At 73.2% G+C, this 18,911-nt stretch carries 17 protein-coding genes; 11 read left to right on the top strand and 6 right to left on the bottom strand.

Annotation, left to right across the window (positions count from 1 at the left end; all coding sequences use genetic code 11):
- Window positions 1-91: 91 nt before the first annotated feature.
- Window positions 92-1,564 carry a cation:dicarboxylate symporter family transporter gene (locus ND486_RS14755; protein ID WP_251784795.1) on the bottom strand — a complete coding sequence of 491 codons (1,473 nt, stop codon included), beginning with the start codon at window positions 1,562-1,564 and terminating at the stop codon, window positions 92-94.
- A 116-nt stretch (window positions 1,565-1,680) separates the two neighbouring features.
- Here ND486_RS14755 and ND486_RS14750 point away from each other — a divergent pair, with 116 nt between their 5' ends.
- From ND486_RS14750 to ND486_RS14715, 8 genes are all read left to right on the top strand, one after another.
- A complete protein-coding gene (locus ND486_RS14750) occupies window positions 1,681-2,340 on the top strand; it encodes a response regulator transcription factor (RefSeq protein WP_062404379.1) in 660 nt (219 codons plus the stop codon).
- 10 nt (window positions 2,341-2,350) lie between these two features.
- Window positions 2,351-3,247, top strand: a complete 897-nt coding sequence (gene truB, locus ND486_RS14745) for a tRNA pseudouridine(55) synthase TruB (protein ID WP_062401136.1) — start codon at window positions 2,351-2,353, stop codon at window positions 3,245-3,247.
- A gap of 63 nt (window positions 3,248-3,310) precedes the next feature.
- Window positions 3,311-4,273 carry a bifunctional riboflavin kinase/FAD synthetase gene (locus tag ND486_RS14740; RefSeq protein WP_208826613.1) on the top strand — a complete coding sequence of 321 codons (963 nt, stop codon included), beginning with the start codon at window positions 3,311-3,313 and terminating at the stop codon, window positions 4,271-4,273.
- 65 nt (window positions 4,274-4,338) lie between these two features.
- Window positions 4,339-4,878, top strand: coding sequence for a helix-turn-helix domain-containing protein (locus ND486_RS14735; protein ID WP_073578123.1), 540 nt, complete (start codon window positions 4,339-4,341; stop codon window positions 4,876-4,878).
- A gap of 12 nt (window positions 4,879-4,890) precedes the next feature.
- Window positions 4,891-5,421 carry a 2'-5' RNA ligase family protein gene (locus tag ND486_RS14730; protein WP_251784794.1) on the top strand — a complete coding sequence of 177 codons (531 nt, stop codon included), beginning with the start codon at window positions 4,891-4,893 and terminating at the stop codon, window positions 5,419-5,421.
- 166 nt (window positions 5,422-5,587) lie between these two features.
- A complete protein-coding gene (gene rpsO / locus ND486_RS14725) occupies window positions 5,588-5,857 on the top strand; it encodes a 30S ribosomal protein S15 (RefSeq protein ID WP_020621572.1) in 270 nt (89 codons plus the stop codon).
- A 242-nt stretch (window positions 5,858-6,099) separates the two neighbouring features.
- Window positions 6,100-8,385, top strand: a complete 2,286-nt coding sequence (locus ND486_RS14720; RefSeq protein WP_226365936.1) for a polyribonucleotide nucleotidyltransferase — start codon at window positions 6,100-6,102, stop codon at window positions 8,383-8,385.
- 79 nt (window positions 8,386-8,464) lie between these two features.
- Window positions 8,465-9,775, top strand: a complete 1,311-nt coding sequence (locus ND486_RS14715) for a pitrilysin family protein (RefSeq protein ID WP_224403359.1) — start codon at window positions 8,465-8,467, stop codon at window positions 9,773-9,775.
- Between the two features lie 152 nt (window positions 9,776-9,927).
- On the opposite strand, the gene ND486_RS14710 is transcribed toward ND486_RS14715, so the two are convergent.
- The 4 genes from ND486_RS14710 to ND486_RS14695 are packed head-to-tail and all read right to left on the bottom strand — an operon-like array spanning window position 9,928 to window position 15,671.
- Window positions 9,928-11,616, bottom strand: coding sequence for an ABC transporter family substrate-binding protein (locus tag ND486_RS14710; RefSeq protein WP_251784793.1), 1,689 nt, complete (start codon window positions 11,614-11,616; stop codon window positions 9,928-9,930).
- 44 nt (window positions 11,617-11,660) lie between these two features.
- Entirely contained in the window at window positions 11,661-13,733 is a 2,073-nt protein-coding gene (locus ND486_RS14705) for an ABC transporter ATP-binding protein (RefSeq protein WP_251784792.1), read from the bottom strand.
- Window positions 13,730-14,686 carry an ABC transporter permease gene (locus ND486_RS14700; protein ID WP_224403170.1) on the bottom strand — a complete coding sequence of 319 codons (957 nt, stop codon included), beginning with the start codon at window positions 14,684-14,686 and terminating at the stop codon, window positions 13,730-13,732. The genes ND486_RS14705 and ND486_RS14700 overlap by 4 nt, the downstream gene beginning before the upstream one ends.
- Window position 14,687: 1 nt before the next feature.
- Window positions 14,688-15,671, bottom strand: a complete 984-nt coding sequence (locus tag ND486_RS14695) for an ABC transporter permease (protein ID WP_062401151.1) — start codon at window positions 15,669-15,671, stop codon at window positions 14,688-14,690.
- A gap of 232 nt (window positions 15,672-15,903) precedes the next feature.
- On the opposite strand from ND486_RS14695, the gene ND486_RS14690 reads away from it, so the two are divergent.
- Window positions 15,904-16,383, top strand: a complete 480-nt coding sequence (locus ND486_RS14690) for a DUF456 domain-containing protein (RefSeq protein ID WP_020627871.1) — start codon at window positions 15,904-15,906, stop codon at window positions 16,381-16,383.
- A gap of 145 nt (window positions 16,384-16,528) precedes the next feature.
- Entirely contained in the window at window positions 16,529-17,278 is a 750-nt protein-coding gene (dapB, locus tag ND486_RS14685; RefSeq protein WP_073578118.1) for a 4-hydroxy-tetrahydrodipicolinate reductase, read from the top strand.
- Between the two features lie 4 nt (window positions 17,279-17,282).
- Here dapB and ND486_RS14680 read toward each other — a convergent pair whose 3' ends face one another.
- Window positions 17,283-17,813, bottom strand: coding sequence for a GNAT family N-acetyltransferase (locus ND486_RS14680; RefSeq protein ID WP_224403168.1), 531 nt, complete (start codon window positions 17,811-17,813; stop codon window positions 17,283-17,285).
- A gap of 155 nt (window positions 17,814-17,968) precedes the next feature.
- On the opposite strand from ND486_RS14680, the gene ND486_RS14675 reads away from it, so the two are divergent.
- Window positions 17,969-18,862: a 3,4-dioxygenase subunit beta gene (locus ND486_RS14675; RefSeq protein ID WP_251784791.1), complete on the top strand. Its 894-nt coding sequence runs from the start codon at window positions 17,969-17,971 to the stop codon at window positions 18,860-18,862.
- Window positions 18,863-18,911 lie beyond the last annotated feature (49 nt).

The raw sequence follows: 18,911 nt of genomic DNA, 5'->3' as shown, positions 1-18,911 counted from the left end.
ACCGGTGCGCCGGCCGGGGTGTCGACACCCCCGCGGGGCCGGTGGGCACTCCGCGGGGGTGCGACGGTCATCGGAGGAGGACGGTCGGAGGTCAGGAGCCTGCGCCGACCTTCTCCCGGGAGCTGTCGTCGGCCTCGGGCTTCTTCGCGCCCTCGGCGGCCTCGTCGATCTGGCCGTCGGCGGCGGCGCCGCCGTGCGCGGCCTCCATGTCGGCCTCGACCAGCTTCGGGTCGTCCAGCACCGCGGCGAGGCGCTCGCGATCGAGCTCGCCGTTCCAGCGGGCGATGACGAAGGTCGCGACGACGTTGCCGATGGCGTTGGTCAGCGCGCGGCCCTCGGACATCATGCGGTCGATGCCGACGATCAGCGCGAGGCCGACGACGATCGCCTCGGGGGTGAAGAACTCCCCGCCGAAGGCCTGCAGCGACGCGGCCAGGGTGACCAGGCCGGCGCCGGTGACGCCCGCGGCGCCCTTCGAGGTCAGGACCATCAGCACGGCCAGCGCGATCTGCGCGCCGATCGGCAGGTACTCGTTGCCCGCCTGGATGATGAACAGCGCACCCAGGGTCAGGTAGATGCAGGTGCCGTCGAGGTTGAACGAGTAGCCGGTCGGGATGACCATGCCGACGGTCTGCTTCGAGGCACCGGCGGACTGCAGCTTGGTGAGGAAGCGCGGCAGCACCGACTCCGACGACGAGGTGCCGACGATGATCAGCAGCTCGTCCTTGATGAGGCGGACGACCTTGAGGATGTTGATCCCGGCCATCCAGGACACCGCGCCGAGGACGACGACGATGAAGAACAGGCAGGTGCCGTAGAAGACCAGCATCAGCTTGAGCAGGTTGATCAGCGACCCGCCGCCCATCTGGCCGACGGTGTAGGCCATGCCGCCGAACGCGGCGACCGGCGCGGCCCACATGATGATCTTGATGATGCCGAAGATGACCTGGGCGATGCCCTCGATGCCGCCGACCAGGCGGCTGCGCAGGGCCGGGTTCAACGAGGAGATGGCGCAGGCGGCCAGGATGGCCAGCACCAGGACCTGCAGGACCGAGTTGTCGACGAACGGGCCGAAGAAGCTCTTCGGGAGCAGCGAGTCCTGGATGAACGGGATGACGCCCGACTCCTGCGACCCGGTCTCGAACTGGCCCTCGGCGCGGGTCAGCTCCGCCGCGCTCGGCTGGCCCTCGAAGCCGGCACCCGGCTGGAAGACGTTGCCCGCGATGAGGCCCAGGGCCAGCGCGATCACCGTCATGATCAGGAAGTAGCCCATGGCCCGCGCGGCGAGCCCGCCGGCCCGGGCGAGGTTGCCCAGCGAGGCGATGCCGACGACCACGGTGCAGAAGATGACCGGGCCGATGATGACCTTGATCATCTGGACGAACGTGTCGGCGAGCCACTTCAGCTCACCGGCGAAGTCGGGAGCGAGGAACCCGACCGCGATGCCGGACGCGATGCCGACCAGCACCCAGAACCAGAGCTGGGTGTAGACCTTCTTCTTGGTCCGGGTGGGGGTGGTGGACCCCGTCCCGGACGAGCCGTCTGCGTTGGCGACCTCGGCCATGTCCGTCCTCCTCGACGTGTGCGGTGGGGAAACGATGGGGCCGGGGCGTGTCGTGGGGCAACCGCGGGGACGCCGGGCTTGAGGAAGCTTTGAGGAAACGTGGCTAGGGTGTGCGCGTGCGGGTGCTGCTGGTCGAGGACGACGCGATCCTCGGCGACGCGTTGCGCCGCAGCCTCGTCCGCGAGGGCTACCCGACCGACCTCGTGACCAGCGGGTCCGCGGCCATCGCGGCCGTCGCCGAGCGGGAGCCCGACGTGGTGCTGCTCGACATGGGCCTGCCCGACCGCGACGGCATCGGCGTCTGCCGGGAGATCCGGGAGCGGTCCCGGGTGCCGATCCTGGCCATCACCGGCCGCGGCGACGTCGCGGCGCGGGTGCAGGGGCTGCGCTCGGGCGCGGACGACTACCTGGTCAAGCCGGTCTCGACCGAGGAGCTCGTGGCCCGGATCGAGGCGGTCCTGCGTCGTGCCACCGGCGCCGCGGTGGCCGCGACGGTGAGCGTCGGCGACGTCGTCGTCGACCTCGATCGGCGCGCGGTGACCGCGGGCGGCGCCGAGGTCGCGCTGACCCGCAAGGAGTTCGACCTGCTCGCCGCGCTCGCCCGCCGCGAGGGCGCGGTGCTGCCGCGCACCGAGCTGCTGGAGCAGGTGTGGGGGATCGCCGACGCCTCTGCGGCACGCACCCTGGAGGCGCACGTGGCGTCGCTGCGGTCGAAGCTGGGCGCCCGCGACGTCGTGGTGACGGTCCGTGGAGTCGGCTACCGGCTGGCGCGTTAGCGTCCCGGCCGTGCCCGCACGCAACCCGCCCCCGCCGCCCGGACTCGTGATCGTCGACAAGGACCGGGGCCCGACCAGTCACGACGTCGTCGGGAAGCTCCGCCGGATCATGGGCACCCGCAAGGTCGGCCACGCCGGGACGCTGGACCCGATGGCGACCGGGGTGCTGGTCGTCGGCATCGAGCGGGCCACCAAGCTGCTCGGGCACCTGTCGCTGGACACCAAGGCCTACACCGCGACCGTGCGCCTCGGGCAGGCCACCGACACCGACGACGCCGAGGGCACGCCCGTCGGCGAGCCCGTCCCGGTCGATGCCGACGACGCCGCTCTCCGGACCGCGATGGCCGCGCTGACGGGCGGGATCATGCAGGTCCCCAGCGCGGTCTCCGCGGTCAAGATCGACGGGAAGCGCGCCTACCAGCGGGTCCGCGACGGCGAGACCGTCGAGATCCCGGCCCGCCCGGTCACCGTGTCCGCCTTCGAGCTGCTCGCGGTGCGCCGCGAGGGGCCGTGGTGCGACCTGGACGTCGCCGTCGACTGCTCCTCGGGCACCTACGTCCGCGCGCTCGCCCGCGACCTCGGCGCCGCGCTGGGCTCCGCCGGTCACCTGACCGCGCTGCGACGCACCCGGGTCGGACCGTTCACCCTGGAGCACGCGCGCACCGTCGAGCAGCTCGCCGACGACCCGGGTCTGTCGCTGGACCTCGCCGCGGCCGTCGCGACGGCGTTCCCCCGCGTCGACCTCGACGCGTCCGCCGCCACCGACGTGCGGTTCGGCAAGTCGCTGCCCGCGGCCGGGATCGAGGGCACCTACGGCGTGTTCGCCCCGGACGGCGCCGCGCTGGCCCTGATGGCCGACCGCGGCGCCGCCGCCCGCCCGGTCGTCGTGCTCGCCCCGGCCGGCTGACCCCGGACCGGCCGCGGTCGCCCGCTGCGCGGGATCCCACCCGGTTCGCCTAGGCTCGCGGCCGTGCAGCGGTGGCGTGGTCTGGAGGCGGTTCCGCCCGGCTGGGGCCGGTGCGTCGTCACCGTCGGCGTGTTCGACGGGGTGCACCGGGGACACCGGCAGCTGATCGCCCGCGCGGTGGAACGGGCGCACGAACGCGGCCTGCCCGCCGTCGTCGTGACGTTCGACCCGCACCCGGCCGAGCTGATCCGGCCGGGCACGCACCCGGCGCGGCTGTCCACACTCGACCGGCGGGCGGAGCTCGTGGCCGAGGCGGGCGCGGACGTCTTCTGCGTCATCCCGTTCACCGAGTCGCTGTCCCGGATGGCGCCCGCCGGGTTCGCGCACGAGGTGCTGGTGGACCGGCTGCACGCGGCCGTCGTCGTCGTGGGCAGCAACTTCACCTTCGGCCACCGGGCCGAGGGCGACGTCGGGACCCTCGCCGAGCTGGGCCGTCGCTTCGGGTTCGCCTGCGAGGCCCTCGACCTGGTCTCCGACCGCGACGTGACCTTCTCCTCCACCTACATCCGGTCCTGCATCGACGCCGGGGCCGTCCGCGACGCCGCGCACGCGCTGGGCCGCTGGCACCGGGTGGACGGCGTGATCGTGCACGGCCACAAGCGTGGCCGTGACCTGGGCTATCCGACGGCGAACGTCGCCAGCCCCCCGCACACGGCGATCCCCGCCGACGGCGTCTACGCGGGCTGGTTCCGCATCGGCGACCGCCGCCTGATGGGCGCCGTCTCGGTGGGGACCAACCCCACGTTCTCCGGGCGGGTGCGCACCGTCGAGGTCTACGTGCTCGACGTCGACGAGAACTTCTACGGCCACGAGGTCGGCGTCGAGTTCGTCGAGCGGCTGCGCGGCCAGGAGCACTACGACGGCATCGAGGCGCTCGTCGCGCAGATGGGCCGCGACGTCGCGACCTGCCGCGAGATCCTCACCGCGGCCGGCGACGCGACCGGACCCGACGGGGCTCCGGGTTAGGTGAAAACCCCCTGCCGGGGCCGAACGTCCATGCCCGCACCGCGTGGGCGCCGAGGCTGTCCGGCATGGACGACCCCCGCACCGCGGACCCGGTGGCGCAGGAGATCGCGCGCAACCGCGACCGCCAGAGCGCGATCTACGGCGAGCCCCTCGACGAGCGCATCCGCCGGCTCACGACCGGTCTCGGCATCACCCAGGCCCGCCTCGCCGCCGCGGTCGGGCTGAGCCCGGCGATGCTGTCCCAGCTGGCTGGTGGGCGCCGGGTCAAGATCGGGGACCCGGCGGTGCTGGGCCGGATGACCGCGCTGGACCGGCGGCTCGCGCACGGCCCGGTGCCCGACGCCGAGCGCGACGTGCTGCTGGCCCGGGTCCGCCAGGAGCCGACGCCGTGGGGCCCCACCGGCGCCTGCCGCTGCGCCGAGCAGACCCCCGCCACCGGGCCGGCGGTGCCGCGGCCGCGACGGGCCCCGGCCGAGCCGACCGCGGAGGACGCGCTGCGCGGGGTGAGCGCACCGGCCCGGCTCGTCGCGGCGGCGGCCGAGCTGGCGCCGGCGTTCCCGGAGATCGCCGAGGTGCTGCGCCGGGCCGCCGCCGGACGGCGCTGACAGGCTGTGCGGATGCGGCTGTTCACCGCGCTGTGGCCGCCGCCCGGGGCGGTGGCGGCGCTGACCCGCGCACTCGGCGGGGCCCCGTCCCCGCTCCCGGACGGCGCGCGCCGGGCCGACCCGTCGACCTGGCACGTGACGCTGTGCTTCCACGGCGACGACGACCCGGACGCCCGCGCCGCGACCCTGGACGTCGCGCTGACCGGCGCCGTCGCGCCCCGGCTGCGGATCGCCGGCACCGGCACCTTCCCGGGCGTGCTGTGGGCCGGGGTCGAGGAGCGCGACGGCCCCGCCGCGGGCGCCCTCGCCGAGCTGGCCGCCCGGGCCGGTGCGACGGGGCCCCGGCCGTACCGCCCGCACGTCACCCTGGCCCGGTGGGACCGGCGCCGCGGGGACGCGACCGTGGGCGGCGACGGCATCGCCGCGGGCCCCTGGTGGACACCGGGGGAGGCGGTGCTCGTGCGCAGCGAGCCCGGCGCGCGCTACACCGTGGTCCACCGGGTCCCGCTGCGCCCCGGCACACCGGACCGCACACCGGGGTGACACGGGTCGGCGGCGGTCGGCGCACCCGTCGCTGGTACCGTTTCACACCGGGTCCGGCTGCAGTCCGTGGCGGCCGAGACCGACTTCCTGCCGTCCCCCCGGTTCATCCGGGTTTCGTCGGACGTCACGGCCCCACGGACCGTCTCAAGGATGAAGGAGTTGAGCAGTGGCACTGACCACCGCCGAGAAGAAGAGCACGCTCGAGCAGTACGGCACCCACGCCACCGACACCGGGTCCCCCGAGGCCCAGGTCGCGCTGCTGACGCAGCGCATCGTCGGCCTGACCGAGCACCTGAAGCAGCACAAGCACGACCACCACAGCCGGCGCGGCCTGCTGCTGCTGGTCGGTCGTCGTCGCCGGCTGCTCAAGTACCTGCGCGAGGTGGACGTCGCCCGCTACCGCGCGCTGATCGAGAAGCTGGGTCTGCGCCGCTGACCCGCCCGGCCGACCCGGCACCGGTTCCCGGTGCCGGGTCGTTCCGTAACACCGAGCGACACAACTGAACAGAGCCCGCCACTCGGGCGACCGGACATCCGCCGGTCCTCGGTAGTGGCCCCCGGAGCGCGACGCGCGGCCGGGGGCTTCGATCGAAGACCGGCCCAGCAGGGGATCGAGCCGGCGCCACGGTGGTGGGGGTAGACGAAGACCACTCCCAACGACGAGGAGAACACCCCCGTATGACTGACGTCATCTCCGAGGACGGCGTGCACGAGAGCACCGCCGTCATCGACAACGGCACCTACGGCACCCGCACCGTCCGGTTCGAGACCGGCCGGCTCGCCCGCCAGGCCGCCGGGTCCGTCGTCGCGTACCTCGACGACGAGACCATGCTGCTGTCCGCCACGACCGCCTCGAAGCGGCCGAAGGACCAGTTCGACTTCTTCCCGCTCACGGTGGACGTCGAGGAGCGGATGTACGCCGCGGGCCGGATCCCCGGCTCGTTCTTCCGCCGCGAGGGCCGCCCGGGCACCGACGCGATCCTGACCTGCCGCCTCATCGACCGCCCGCTGCGCCCGTCCTTCGTCGACGGTCTCCGCAACGAGATCCAGGTCGTCGTGACGGTCATGTCGCTCGACCCGAAGGACCCCTACGACGTCGTGGCGATCAACGCCGCGTCGGCGTCCACCCAGCTCGCCGGCCTGCCGTTCTCCGGCCCGGTCGGCGGCGTCCGCGTCGCGCTCATCGCGAACGAGGCGGGCACCGACACCCAGTGGGTCGCCTTCCCGACCCACGACCAGCTCGACCGCGCCGCGTTCGACATGGTCGTCGCGGGCCGCATCGTCGGTGACGACGTCGCGATCATGATGGTCGAGGCCGAGGCCACCGAGAACACCATCGACCTCGTCGCCGGTGGGGCCACCGCCCCGACCGAGGGCGTCGTCGCGGACGGGCTGGAGGCGGCGAAGCCGTTCATCCGCAGCCTGTGCGTCGCCCAGCAGCAGCTGGCCGACGTCGCGGCCAAGCCGACCGCCGACTACCCGGTGTTCCCGGCCTACCAGCCGGACGCCTTCGAGGCGGTCTCCGAGGCCGTCGAGCAGGAGCTGGCGCAGGCGCTGACCATCGCCGGCAAGCAGGAGCGCGAGACCCGGACCGACGAGATCAAGGCGTCGGTGCTGGACAAGCTCGGCGAGCGCTTCGTCGGCCGCGAGTCCGAGCTCGGCAACGCGTTCCGCTCGCTGAACAAGAAGCTGGTCCGCCGCCGCATCCTGACCGACCAGGTCCGGATCGACGGCCGCGGCCTGACCGACATCCGGCCGCTGTCGGCCGAGGTCGAGGTCGTCCCGCGGGCGCACGGCTCGGCGCTGTTCGAGCGTGGCGAGACCCAGATCATGGGCGTCACCACGCTGAACATGCTCCGCATGGAGCAGCAGATCGACCAGCTGGGGCCGGAGACGCGCAAGCGCTACCTGCACCACTACAACTTCCCGCCGTACTCGACCGGTGAGACCGGCCGTGTCGGCTCGCCGAAGCGCCGCGAGATCGGCCACGGCGCGCTCGCCGAGCGGGCTCTGATCCCGGTCCTGCCGAACCGCGAGGAGTTCCCCTACGCGATCCGCCAGGTCTCCGAGGCCCTCGGCTCGAACGGCTCGACCTCGATGGGCTCGGTCTGCGCGTCCACGATGTCGCTGCTCAACGCCGGTGTGCCGCTGAAGGCGCCGGTCGCGGGCATCGCGATGGGCCTGGTGTCCGACGAGGTCGACGGCCAGACGCGCTACGTCGCGCTGACCGACATCCTCGGTGCCGAGGACGCGTTCGGCGACATGGACTTCAAGGTCGCCGGCACCAAGGAGTTCGTCACGGCGCTGCAGCTGGACACCAAGCTGGACGGCATCCCGTCCGAGGTGCTCGCCGCCGCGCTGAACCAGGCCAAGGACGCCCGCCTGACCATCCTCGAGGTGATCGGCGAGGCCATCGACGGCCCGGACGAGATGAGCAAGTACGCGCCGCGGGTCACCGCGGTGAAGGTCCCGGTCGACAAGATCGGCGAGGTCATCGGCCCGAAGGGCAAGATGATCAACTCGATCACCGAGAAGACCGGCGCCGACATCTCGATCGAGGACGACGGCACGATCTACGTCGGTGCGAACGACGGCCCCTCCGCGGAGGAGGCGATCGGCATGATCAACGCGATCGCCAACCCGCAGCTGCCGAAGGTCGGCGAGCGGTTCCTCGGCACGGTGGTCAAGGCCGCCGCGTTCGGTGCCTTCGTCTCGCTCGTCCCCGGCAAGGACGGCCTGGTCCACATCTCGAAGCTCGGCAACGGGAAGCGGATCAGCAAGGTCGAGGACGTCGTCAAGGTCGGCGACAAGCTGCGCGTCGAGGTCACCGACATCGACAACCGCGGCAAGATCTCGCTGATCCCGGTGGTCGAGGAGTCCGCCTCCGCGGACGTCACCGAGACCCCGGCCGCCGAGGGCGCCGTCGACGCCGAGGCCCCGGCCGAGGCCGCCAACCCGAGCTGAACTGTTGGCACCTGAGAACGACCACGCGGCGGCGGCCCGGGACTCCTCCCGGGCCGCCGCCCGCGTGTCCCCGCCGCCCGTGGCCACCGCCGACGACACCACCGACACGGTCCGCCGCAGCGACCTGCCCGGCGGGGTCCGGCTCGTCACCGAGACGGTGCCGGGCGTCCGCTCGGTCGCGCTGGGCATCTGGATCGGGATCGGCTCGGTCGACGAGACCCCCGAGCAGGCCGGCGCCGCGCACTTCCTGGAACACCTGCTCTTCAAGGGCACCCGGCGGCGCACCGCGGCAGGCATCGCCGAGGAGATGGACGCCGTCGGCGGTGAGCTGAACGCGTTCACCGCCAAGGAACACACCTGCTACTACGCCCACGTCCTCGACACCGACGTGGCGCTGGCGGTGGACGTGCTGGCCGACGTCGTCACCGACGCCGAGCTGGCCCACACCGACGTCGAGCTGGAACGGGGCGTCGTGCTCGAGGAGATCTCGATGCGCGACGACGACCCGGAGGACCTGCTCGGCGACCTGTTCGACGAGACCCTGTTCGGCGACCACCCGCTCGGGCGCCCGGTGATCGGCTCCGAGGACTCGATCCGGGCGATGAGCCGCGACACCCTCCACAGCTTCTGGCGCGGGGAGTACACGGCGCCGCGGATGGTCGTCGCCGCGGCCGGGAACCTGGACCACGACCACGTCGCGGAGCTCGTCGCCGCCGCACTGGACCGTGCGGCGCGGGGCCACACCGGCGCGCGCCCGGTGCCGCCGCGGACGGCGACCGGGGCCCGCCCCGTGCGCACCGGAGCCCTCGGCCTGCTCGACGACGACTCCGAGCAGGCCCACATGATGCTCGGCGTGCCCACCGCGGGCCGCGCCGGGCGCGGCCTGCCGGTGCTGGCGGTGCTGAACTCCGCCCTCGGCGGGGGACTGTCGTCGCGGCTGTTCCAGCAGGTCCGCGAGCAGCGCGGACTGGCCTACCAGGTCTACTCCTCGACCGTCCGCTACGCCGACGCCGGCGCGCTGTCGGTGTACGCCGGGTGCGCCCCGGAGCGGCTGGGCGAGGTCGTCGCGGTCGTGCGGGACGTGCTCGCCGAGGTCGCCGCCGACGGCCTGACCGAGGCCGAGGTCGTCCGCGCCCGGGGCGCCCTGCGCGGGGGACTGGTGCTGGGCTGCGAGGACACCGCGTCGCGGATGAACCGGCTCGGCCGCGCCGAGCTGGACCACGGGCGGCAGCGGTCGCTGGCCGACAGCCTGGCCCGCATCGACGCCGTCACCCCGGCCGAGGTCGCCGCGCTGGCGGGGGAGCTGCTGGCCCAGCCGCTCACCGCGGCCGTGGTGGGCCCCTACGGCGACGTGGACGACCTCCCCGCCGCGCTGCGCGACCTGGCCTGACCGGACCTCCCCCCGAACCTGCCCCGAGGGTCACTCTCGTGGCTTCTACGGCCCCGAGAGTGACTCTCGGGGCACCCGGGATGGTGGGTGTGAGACGGGCAGAGCCCCGGACCTGGCGGTCCGGGGCTCTGTGCCCGTCACGGGGTCGTCGATCAGGAGCCGTTCTGCCAGCCGAGGGTCTCGGGCAGCGGCGGGAAGGCGAACAGCGCCGAACCCCAGTTCGCGAGCCCGGGCTTGGTCGCCCAGATGGACGGGCCGGAGTAGACCGGGAGCACGCCGTAGGTGGCGAGCGCCTTCTTCTCGGCCGCGGCGGCAGCGGCGTACTGCTCGTCGGCGGTGGGCAGGGTGTTGACCTTGCGCAGCTCGGCGTCGAGCTCCGGGGAGCCGGTGCCGGAGCTGTTCAGCGTCGAGTCCGAGCAGTACTGCTGGCAGATGTAGGCCACGCCGTACGGGTCGGTGGACTTGAACCCGAGGAAGACCATGTCGAACTCCTTGTTCGCCAGGACCTTCGAGAAGTCGGTCGACGGGGCGACCCGTACCTGCAGGTCGACGCCGATGTTCTTCAGCATCGCGACCATGGCACCCGAGGAGGCCCGCTTGGTCGGGGTGTCACCGGTCTGCACGTAGGTGAACGTCAACTTCTGCCCGCCCTTGGTGCGTACGCCGTCCGGGCCGGCGACCCAGCCCGCGGCGTCGAGACCCTGCTTCGCGGCCTCGGGGTCGAACGTGACGGCGCTCGCGAGGTTGTCCTGGTAGCCCTTCTGGTAGGGCTGCAGGGTCAGGGAGCCGCCGAGGTCCTCGGTGTAGTCCAGTCCCTGGAAGGCGATCTTGGCGAGCTGGGCACGGTCGATGGTATCGAACACGGCCTTGCGGACGGCCGGGTCCTTCAGGATCGGCGTGGTGCTGTTGAGCATCAGCAGGTAGTTCGCCGGGGTCCCGGAGATGCGGATGTCGGCGTTCGGCACCGAGCGGGCCTGGGCGAGGAAGTCGGCCGACTCGGCCTCGGTCGCGTCGAGCTGGCCGTTGCGGAACGCGTTGATCTTGGCCTGCTGCTCCATCTGCACCAGGGTGATGCGGTCGAGCTTGCCCTTCTTGCCCCACCACTTGGGGTTGCGCTCGAAGGTGAGGGTGGCGTTCTGCTTGTCGTAGTTCGCCACCGTGTACGGCCCGGCCCCCCACTCGGCGTGCGGGTTGTTCAGGTACCCCTTGTTGAAGACGTCCGGGGTGGCCGCCTTGGGGTGCACGAGGTAGTTGAACAGGCTGGGCCACCAGGGGTTCGGGCCGGTGAACGCGACGACGGCCTGCCTGTCGTCGGCGCCACGGGTGACCGAGGCGATCCGGTCGTAGCCGTCGGTGGCGCTCGGGATGAACGCGGTGTCCTTCCCGTTGTTCGCCTTCCAGGTCGACTCGAACGCCCGCCAGTCGATCGGCGTGCCGTCGTTGAACACGGCCTTCGGGTTGATCGTGTAGGTGACGGTGGTCTTCCCGCCGCTGTCGACCGGCTCGGCCTTCGTCACGTAGTCCGGGTTGACCACCGGATCACCGGTCGGGGTGAAGGAGATGACCACCGGGTTGTAGAAGGCCCAGGACAACCGGGTGTCGGTCGTGGAGTCGCCCTGGAAGTAGTTGAACTGCGGGTTCAGGTCCGAACGGAACGGCAGCGTGACCTGGCCGCCGTCCTTGACGTTCTCGTACGGCTGGGCGTTGTACGACGGCGTCGTGGACAGCGACTCGCCCGTCTGCGCGGGCCCGCCGGACCCACCCCCGCCACAGCCCGCCAGCACCAGGGCCAGCGCCGCGACGGCGGCGGTCATCGCCCCGCGTCGGATCGGTCTGCGCATGTCTCTCCTTCGTTCGGTTCCCCGGTGTCGGGGTGGGAGGTGGTTCAGCGGAAGTGGCAGGCGTTGCGGTGGTCGGAGTCGGCGTCGCTGGCGCCGTCCTTCACCGTCAGCGCGGGGGTCGCACCGGCGCAGCGGGACCGCTCGTGCTCGGACAGCGTCCGGGCCAGCGGGCAGCGGCCCAGGAACGCGCAGCCCGGCGCGTCGTCGGTCGGGCTGGGCAGGTCCCCGGAGAGCACCACCCGCTGCCGGGTTCGTTCCACCTGCGGGTCCGGCACCGGGATCGCCGACAGCAGCGCCTGTGTGTAGGGGTGCTGCGGGTTGCCGAACACGTCGGCGACCGCGCCGGACTCCACGATCCGGCCCAGGTACATGACCGCGACCCGGTCCGCGACGTGCCGCACCACCGACAGGTCGTGCGCGACGAACAGGTAGCTCAGCCCCAGCTCGCGCTGCACGGCGGTGAGCAGGTTCAGCACCCCCGCCTGCACCGAGACGTCGAGGGCGGACACCGGCTCGTCGAGCACCAGCAGCGACGGCTTCGTCGCCAGCGCGCGGGCGATCCCGATGCGCTGGCGCTGCCCGCCGGAGAACGCCGCCGGGAACCGGTCCACGTGCTCCGGGTCCAGGCCGACCAGCGCCATGAGCTCGTCGACGCGGGTGGCGACCCGGCCCCGGTCGGTCCAGCCGGCCGCCCGCAGCGGCTCGGTGAGGATGTCGCCGACCGTCATCCGCGGGTCGAGCGCCCCCATCGGGTCCTGGAAGACGATCTGGATCTCCCGGCGCAGCGCCGCGATGTCGGCGCGGCCGCGCAGCGTCGCGACGTCGGTGCCGGCGACCTCGATCGTCCCGCCCTCCGGCGGGAGCAGGTTCATGATCTCCAGCAGCGTCGTCGTCTTGCCGCAGCCGGACTCGCCGACCAGGCCGAGGGTCTCGCCGCGGCGGATGTCGAGGTCGACGTCGGCGACGGCGTGCACCGTCCCGACCCGCCGCCGCACCAGGGACCCCTTCATCAGCGGGAACGTCCGGCGCAGGTGGCTCACCGACAGCACCGCGGGACGGTCCTCGCGGTCGCCGCCGCGGTCGTCGCCGAGAGGGAGGTCGGGGGCGGCGAACACCGGCTCGCCACCGATCGCGCCGTCGACGATCTCGCCGGTCCGCACGCAGGCGGCGGCGTGGCCGTCGCGGCCCGGGACCGGCACCAGCGGGGGCTCCGCGGTGCGGCAGGCGTCGACGGCGACCGGGCAGCGCGGCGCGAACGGGCAGCCCGGCGGCAGGTCGGTCGGTGCGGGCGGGCTGCCGGGCACCGGGACCAGCGGGCGTCGCTCGACGCTGTCGACGCGGGGGACCGCGCCCAGCAGGCCGATCGTGTACGGCATCCGCGGCGCGGCGAACAGCTCGTCCACCGGGGCGGTCTCGACCGGGCGCCCGGCGTACATGACGAGCACGTCGTCGGCGACCCCGGCGACCACGCCCAGGTCGTGGGTGATCATGACGACGGCCGCGCCGGTCTCGTCGCGCGCGACCTTCAGCACGTCGAGGATCTGCGCCTGCACGGTGACGTCCAGGGCGGTCGTCGGCTCGTCGGCGATGATCACGGTCGGGTCGTTCGCGATCGCCATCGCGATCATGACGCGCTGGCGCATGCCGCCGGAGAACTCGTGGGGGAAGGCGCGCACGCGTCGCCGGGGGTCGGGGATGCCGACCAGGTCGAGCAGCTCGACCGCACGCTCGCGGGCCTGCGCCCGGCCGATGTCGCGGTGGATCTGCATCGCCTCGACGAGCTGGTCGCCCACGGTGAAGATCGGGGTGAGCGAGGACAGCGGGTCCTGGAAGATCATCCCGATGTCGTCGCCGCGGATCCCGGACATCGCCTCGTCGGACAGCCCGACCAGCTCGCGGCCGGACAGGGTGATCGAGCCCGTCACCGACGCCGACTCGGGCAGCAGCCCCATCACGGCCAGCGAGGTCACCGACTTGCCGGACCCGGACTCGCCGACGATGCCGAGCGTGCGCCCGGGCAGCAGGTCGAAGCCGACACCGCGGACGGCCTCCACCCGGCCGGCCTCGGAGGGGAACGCGACGGTCAGGTCGCGCACGGACAGCACGGGGGTGCTCATGCCCTGCCTCCCGCGCGCGACGTCGGGTCGAGGGCGTCGCGCAGGCCGTCGCCGACGAACGCGAGCGACGCCGTCAGCAGCACCAGCAGCACCGACGGCACGATGAAGATCCACGGCGCGGTCGCCATGGAGGAGCCGCCGTCGGCGAGCATGGTGCCCAGCGAGACGTCGGGGATCTGCACGCCGAACCCGATGAACGACAGCGCCGTCTCGCTCTGCACGGTGCTCGCCACGTTCAGAGTGAAGGTGACGATGAGCAGCGAGCCGATGTTCGGGATGAGGTGGCGGAACACGATCCCCGGCCCGGACACGCCCATGAAGCGGGCGGCCGAGACGTACTCGCGCTCGCGCAGCGTCGTCGCGACCGTCCAGACCACGCGGGCGGTGGTCATCCAGCCCAGCAGGGTCAGCGCGACGATCAGGATCCGGTAGTCGCCCGACCCCCACTGCGAGGCCAGCGCCAGGATCAGGAACGACGGCACCACCATCAGGAAGTGGACGACGGTGAGCAGGGCGCGCTCGCCGCGCCGCGCCCAGGTCCGCCCGCCGCCCAGGTAGGCCGCGCCCGCCCCGACCACCGCGGCGATCAGGGTGGTCAGCAGCGAGACCGTGACGGCGATGGTCAGCGAGCGCTGCAGGCCGTGCACCGCCTGGGCGTAGACGTCGTTGCCGCCGGCGGTGGTGCCCAGGGGATGGTCCAGCGACGGCGCCGCGGTCAGCGCCGCGAAGTCGACGTCGGTGTGGTCGTAGGGGGAGAGCAACCCACCGACCAGGGAGAACAGCACCAGCAGGCCGAAGACGACCAGGCCGGCCATCGCGGGCCGGTTGCGCCGGTACCGGCGCCAGACCAGTGCGGCGCGGGCGCCCCGGCGACGGCGGGGCGCGGTGGCCCCGGGGCCGTCGTCGGCGCCGTCGCCGACCGTGGGGGCGAGCTCGGGCATGTTCAGGCTCATGTCAGCCCACCCGCACCCTCGGGTCGAGGGCGACGACCGCGACGTCGGCGAGCATGGCGCCGACCGCCGTCGTCACCGCGCCGAACGCCGCCGTGGCGACGACGCCGTGGATGTCGTTGGTCGAGATGGTGCGGATGAAGTAGTCGCCCATGCCCTGCCAGGCGAAGGTCTTCTCGGTGATCACCGCGCCGGTGAACAGCGCCGGGATCGCGAACGCCACCTGGGTGGCGACCGGGATCATCGAGCTGCGCAGCCCGTGGCGGCGGATGGCCTGCCTGCGGGTCAGCCCCTTGGCCCGGGCGGTCCGCACGTAGTCGGAGTTGACCACGTCGAGCAGCATCGAGCGCTGCAGCAGGTGGTAGCCCGCGTAGGAGATGACCAGCAGCGAGATCGTCGGCAGCACCAGGTGCTGGGCCCGGTCGAGGAGCAGCGGCCAGAACCCGGTGACCCCGGGCGACTCGGACCCCGCGACGTAGAACAGCGTCCCGCCGACACCCTGGTTGATCGCGATGGCGACGAACACGACCGCCAGCGCCGCGACCGCCGACGGGATGTTCAGGGTGAACACCGAGGTCAGCTGGGCGGCGCGGTCACCGAGCCGGTACTGGCGCTGGGCCGAGTAGACCCCGAGCGCCACCCCGATCACGATCGACAGCAGCAGCGAGAAGAACACCAGCTGCCCGGACACCACGACGCGGAACGCCACCTGCGCGTTCACCGGGTCGCCGATCGGGCTGGTGCCCCAGTCCCACCGGGTCACGATCCCGGTGACCCAGATCCACCACCGCTCCAGGACCGGGACGTTCGAGTCCAGGTTGTACTGGCCCAGCGAACGGGCGATCTCCGCGTCGGTGCGCGGCGGCCGCAGCTGCAGGTAGTTGACCCGGGGGTCGAGGAACGAGTTCGCGAGGAAGTAGACCAGGTTGGTCGCGACGACGATCATCGCGAGCCACCCGGCGCCCCTGCGCAGGAGGTACCGGAGCACGCTGCTCTTCTCTGTTCGTCCGCGGTGCGGTGGTGGTGACCGGCACGCGCGGGTGGTGGGACGACCGCAGGTGAGCGGGTGTCACTGTTTCGGGTGACATCGAGGCTGGCACGCCAGTACCAGAAATCGGTAGACCCGGCTCACAGCGTTTACCCATTCGTGATGATGACACCCGGCCGTCATCGCGGGTTCGTCCGCTCGGCGCGTGTGACCTGCTGGCAGGCTGGGTGTCATGACCGCCCTCGCCGTCGTCGCCGGCCTGATGATGCTCGTCGGCCTGGCCGGGATCGTGCTGCCGGTGCTGCCCGGGCCGCTGCTGATCGTCGGCGGGGTGGCGGTCTGGGCGGTCCCGCGCGGCGACGCGGTCGGCTGGTGGGTGCTCGGCATCGCGGTGCTCGTCACCGTCGCCGGTCAGGTCGCGAAGTACCTGCTCCCAGGACGCCGGCTCAAGGCCGCCGGGGTCCCGACGCGCACCCTGTTCGCGGGGCTCGTGCTGGGGGTCGTCGGGTTCTTCGTCGTGCCCGTCGTCGGGCTGTTCCTCGGGTTCGTGCTCGGGGTGTGGCTGGCCGAGCTGGCCCGCCTGCCCGACGCCGCCACCGCCTGGCGCTCGGCACGCGAGGCGCTCACCGCCGTCGGCTGGAGCATCCTCATCGAGCTCGCGGCCGGGCTGGTGACGGTCGCGGTGTGGATCGGCGGCCTGGTCGTCGGCTGAGGCCCCGGCCGACCGTGCCCCGCGGCCGCGGACCGGCACCGTCCGCACCGGCGTGGGACCGGTCCGGTGCCGGATCCGGGATCACGCCGGGCCGCTGCATAGACTCCGCGGCGGTCCACGACGTCGAGGTGCGCGAGGTGTACGGGTGAGCGGGACGATCAAGGTGGCGGTCCTCGGGGCGAAGGGCCGGATGGGCTCCGAGGTGTGCCGGGCGGTCGAGGCCGCCGGGGACACCGAGCTGGTCGCCGCGCTGGACGCGGGCGACGACCTGTCCGCCCTCGACGGCGCCGACGTCGCCGTGGACTTCACCCACCCCGGCGCCGCGATCACCAACATCCGCGAGTGCCTGGCGCGCGGGGTCGCGCCCGTCGTCGGGACCAGCGGCTTCGACGCCGCCAGGTTCGACGAGGTCCGCGCGATCCTCGACGAGCGCGGCTCCGGCAGCGTGCTCGTCGCCCCGAACTTCGGGGTCGGCGCCGTGCTGATGATGCACTTCGCGGCGCAGGCCGCCCGCTTCTTCGACTCCGCCGAGGTCGTCGAGCTGCACCACGCCGGCAAGGTCGACGCGCCGTCCGGTACCGCCGCGCGGACCGCGTCGGTGATCGGCGCGGCACGACGCGAGGCCGGGCTCGGCGAGGTCCCCGACGCCACCACCGACGACCCGCACGGCGCCCGCGGCGCGGTCGTCGAGGGCGTCCACGTGCACGCGGTCCGGATGCCCGGGCTGATCGCGCACCAGGAGGTCATCCTCGGCACCGACGGCGAGGTGCTCACCCTGCGCCACGACTCGATGAACCGGACCAGCTTCATGCCGGGCGTGCTGCTCGCGGTGCGCGCCGTCCGCGACCGCCCGGGCCTGACCATCGGCCTGGAGCCGCTGCTCGGGCTCGGCTGAGCCCTCAGTCGACCAGGTGCAGGTCCAGCGTCCCGGAGTGGCGGACCTCGCGCAGCGTCGACGTGCCGGTGTCCAGCGTGCGCACCGCGCCGTCGGGTGCCCAGCCGGCGCGGCCGTAGAAGTTCCGTGAGGCGGTGTCGGCCTCGGCCACCCAGGTGCGCCCCGAGTCCGAGCCGGACTCCCGCAGCGCGGCCGCGGCGGCGGCGAGCAGCCGTCCGCCGTGCCCGCGCCTGCCCCAGCGCGGCTCCACGAGCAGCGTGCTGACCTCGGCGATCGCCATGCCGTCGGCCCCGGCGTAGCGGGCGGCGGCGGCGAACCCGACGGTCTCGTCCCCCTCGACGGCGACGAAGAGGTGGAAGCCGTCCCCGGCGTGCACGGCGTCGCTCCAGTGCGAGCGCGCGGCGTCCGAGGTGAGCCCGGCGAACGCCTCCTCGGGCAGCAGCCCGGCGTAGGCGGTGCGCCAGGTGCGGTCCTGGATCGCCATGATCGCGCCGACGTCGTCGTCGGTGGCGGGGCGGACGGTCGCGGTGGCCATGGGTCATGCCTACCGTGCGACCCCGCGGGCCGCGTCACCGCCCGGGTCCACAGCGGCCGCACAGGTCGTTGCGATCCGCGCCCCATCCCCGGTCCCTAGCGTCGTCCTCGGTTCCGCACGACAGTTCCCCACGACGACGCACCGGAGGACCCGCCATGCCCCGCTACCAGGGCCGTGACCTGCCCCGCCCCGACGACGAGGTCGTCGACCAGGGCCTCGGGTTCGACCTCGGCACCCTGCTGAGCAGGCGCCGCATGCTGGCCGTGCTCGGCGTCGGCGCCGTCACCGCCGGGCTCGCGGCCTGCGGTACCGCGGCCCCGTCGGCGACGACCGCGACCACGACCGGCGAGATCCCGGACGAGACGGCGGGCCCGTACCCCGGCGACGGCTCCAACGGTGCGAACGTGCTCACCGACTCCGGGGTGGTGCGCAGCGACATCCGGTCGAGCTTCGGCACCGGCTCGGCGACCGCGGCCGGGGTGCCGATGACCCTCGAGCTGACGATCACCGACATGGCCGCCGCGGGCATGGCGGGTGCCGCGGTCTACGTCTGGCACTGCGATCGCGACGGCCGGTACTCCCTGTACTCCGAGGGGCTGGAGGACGAGAACTACCTGCGAGGGGTACAGGTCGCCGGCAGCGACGGGAAGGTGCGCTTCACCAGCATCTTCCCGGCCTGCTACAAGGGGCGCTGGCCGCACATCCACTTCGAGGTCTACCCCTCCGAGGCCGACATCACCGACGCCGCCAACGCGGTCGCCACCTCGCAGGTCGCCCTGCCGCAGGCCGACTGCGACACCGTCTACGCCACCACGGGATACGAGCAGTCTGTGTCCAACCTGGCCGAGCTGAGCCTGGCGTCCGACAACGTCTTCGGCGACGACGGCGGCGCCCTCCAGCTCGCGACCGTCTCCGGCGACCCGGCCACGGGCTACACGGTCGCACTGACCGCCGCCGTCGACCCCACCACCGAGCCGGCCGCGGGAGCCGCCCCGGGCGGTGGCGGGCCGGGTGCCGGCGGCCCCGGCGGCCCGCCGCCCGGCAGCTGACCGGCCGGATGTCACCCGGCGCGGTGCCGCGGGTCCGGTGCCGCCCGGT

This window comes from Pseudonocardia sp. DR1-2, assembly GCF_023717215.1.
GTDB classification, from domain to species: Bacteria; Actinomycetota; Actinomycetes; order Mycobacteriales; family Pseudonocardiaceae; genus Pseudonocardia; species Pseudonocardia alni.
The sequence above is the reverse complement of the archived record's forward strand: the minus strand, read 5'-3'. Positions and strand labels throughout refer to the sequence as shown.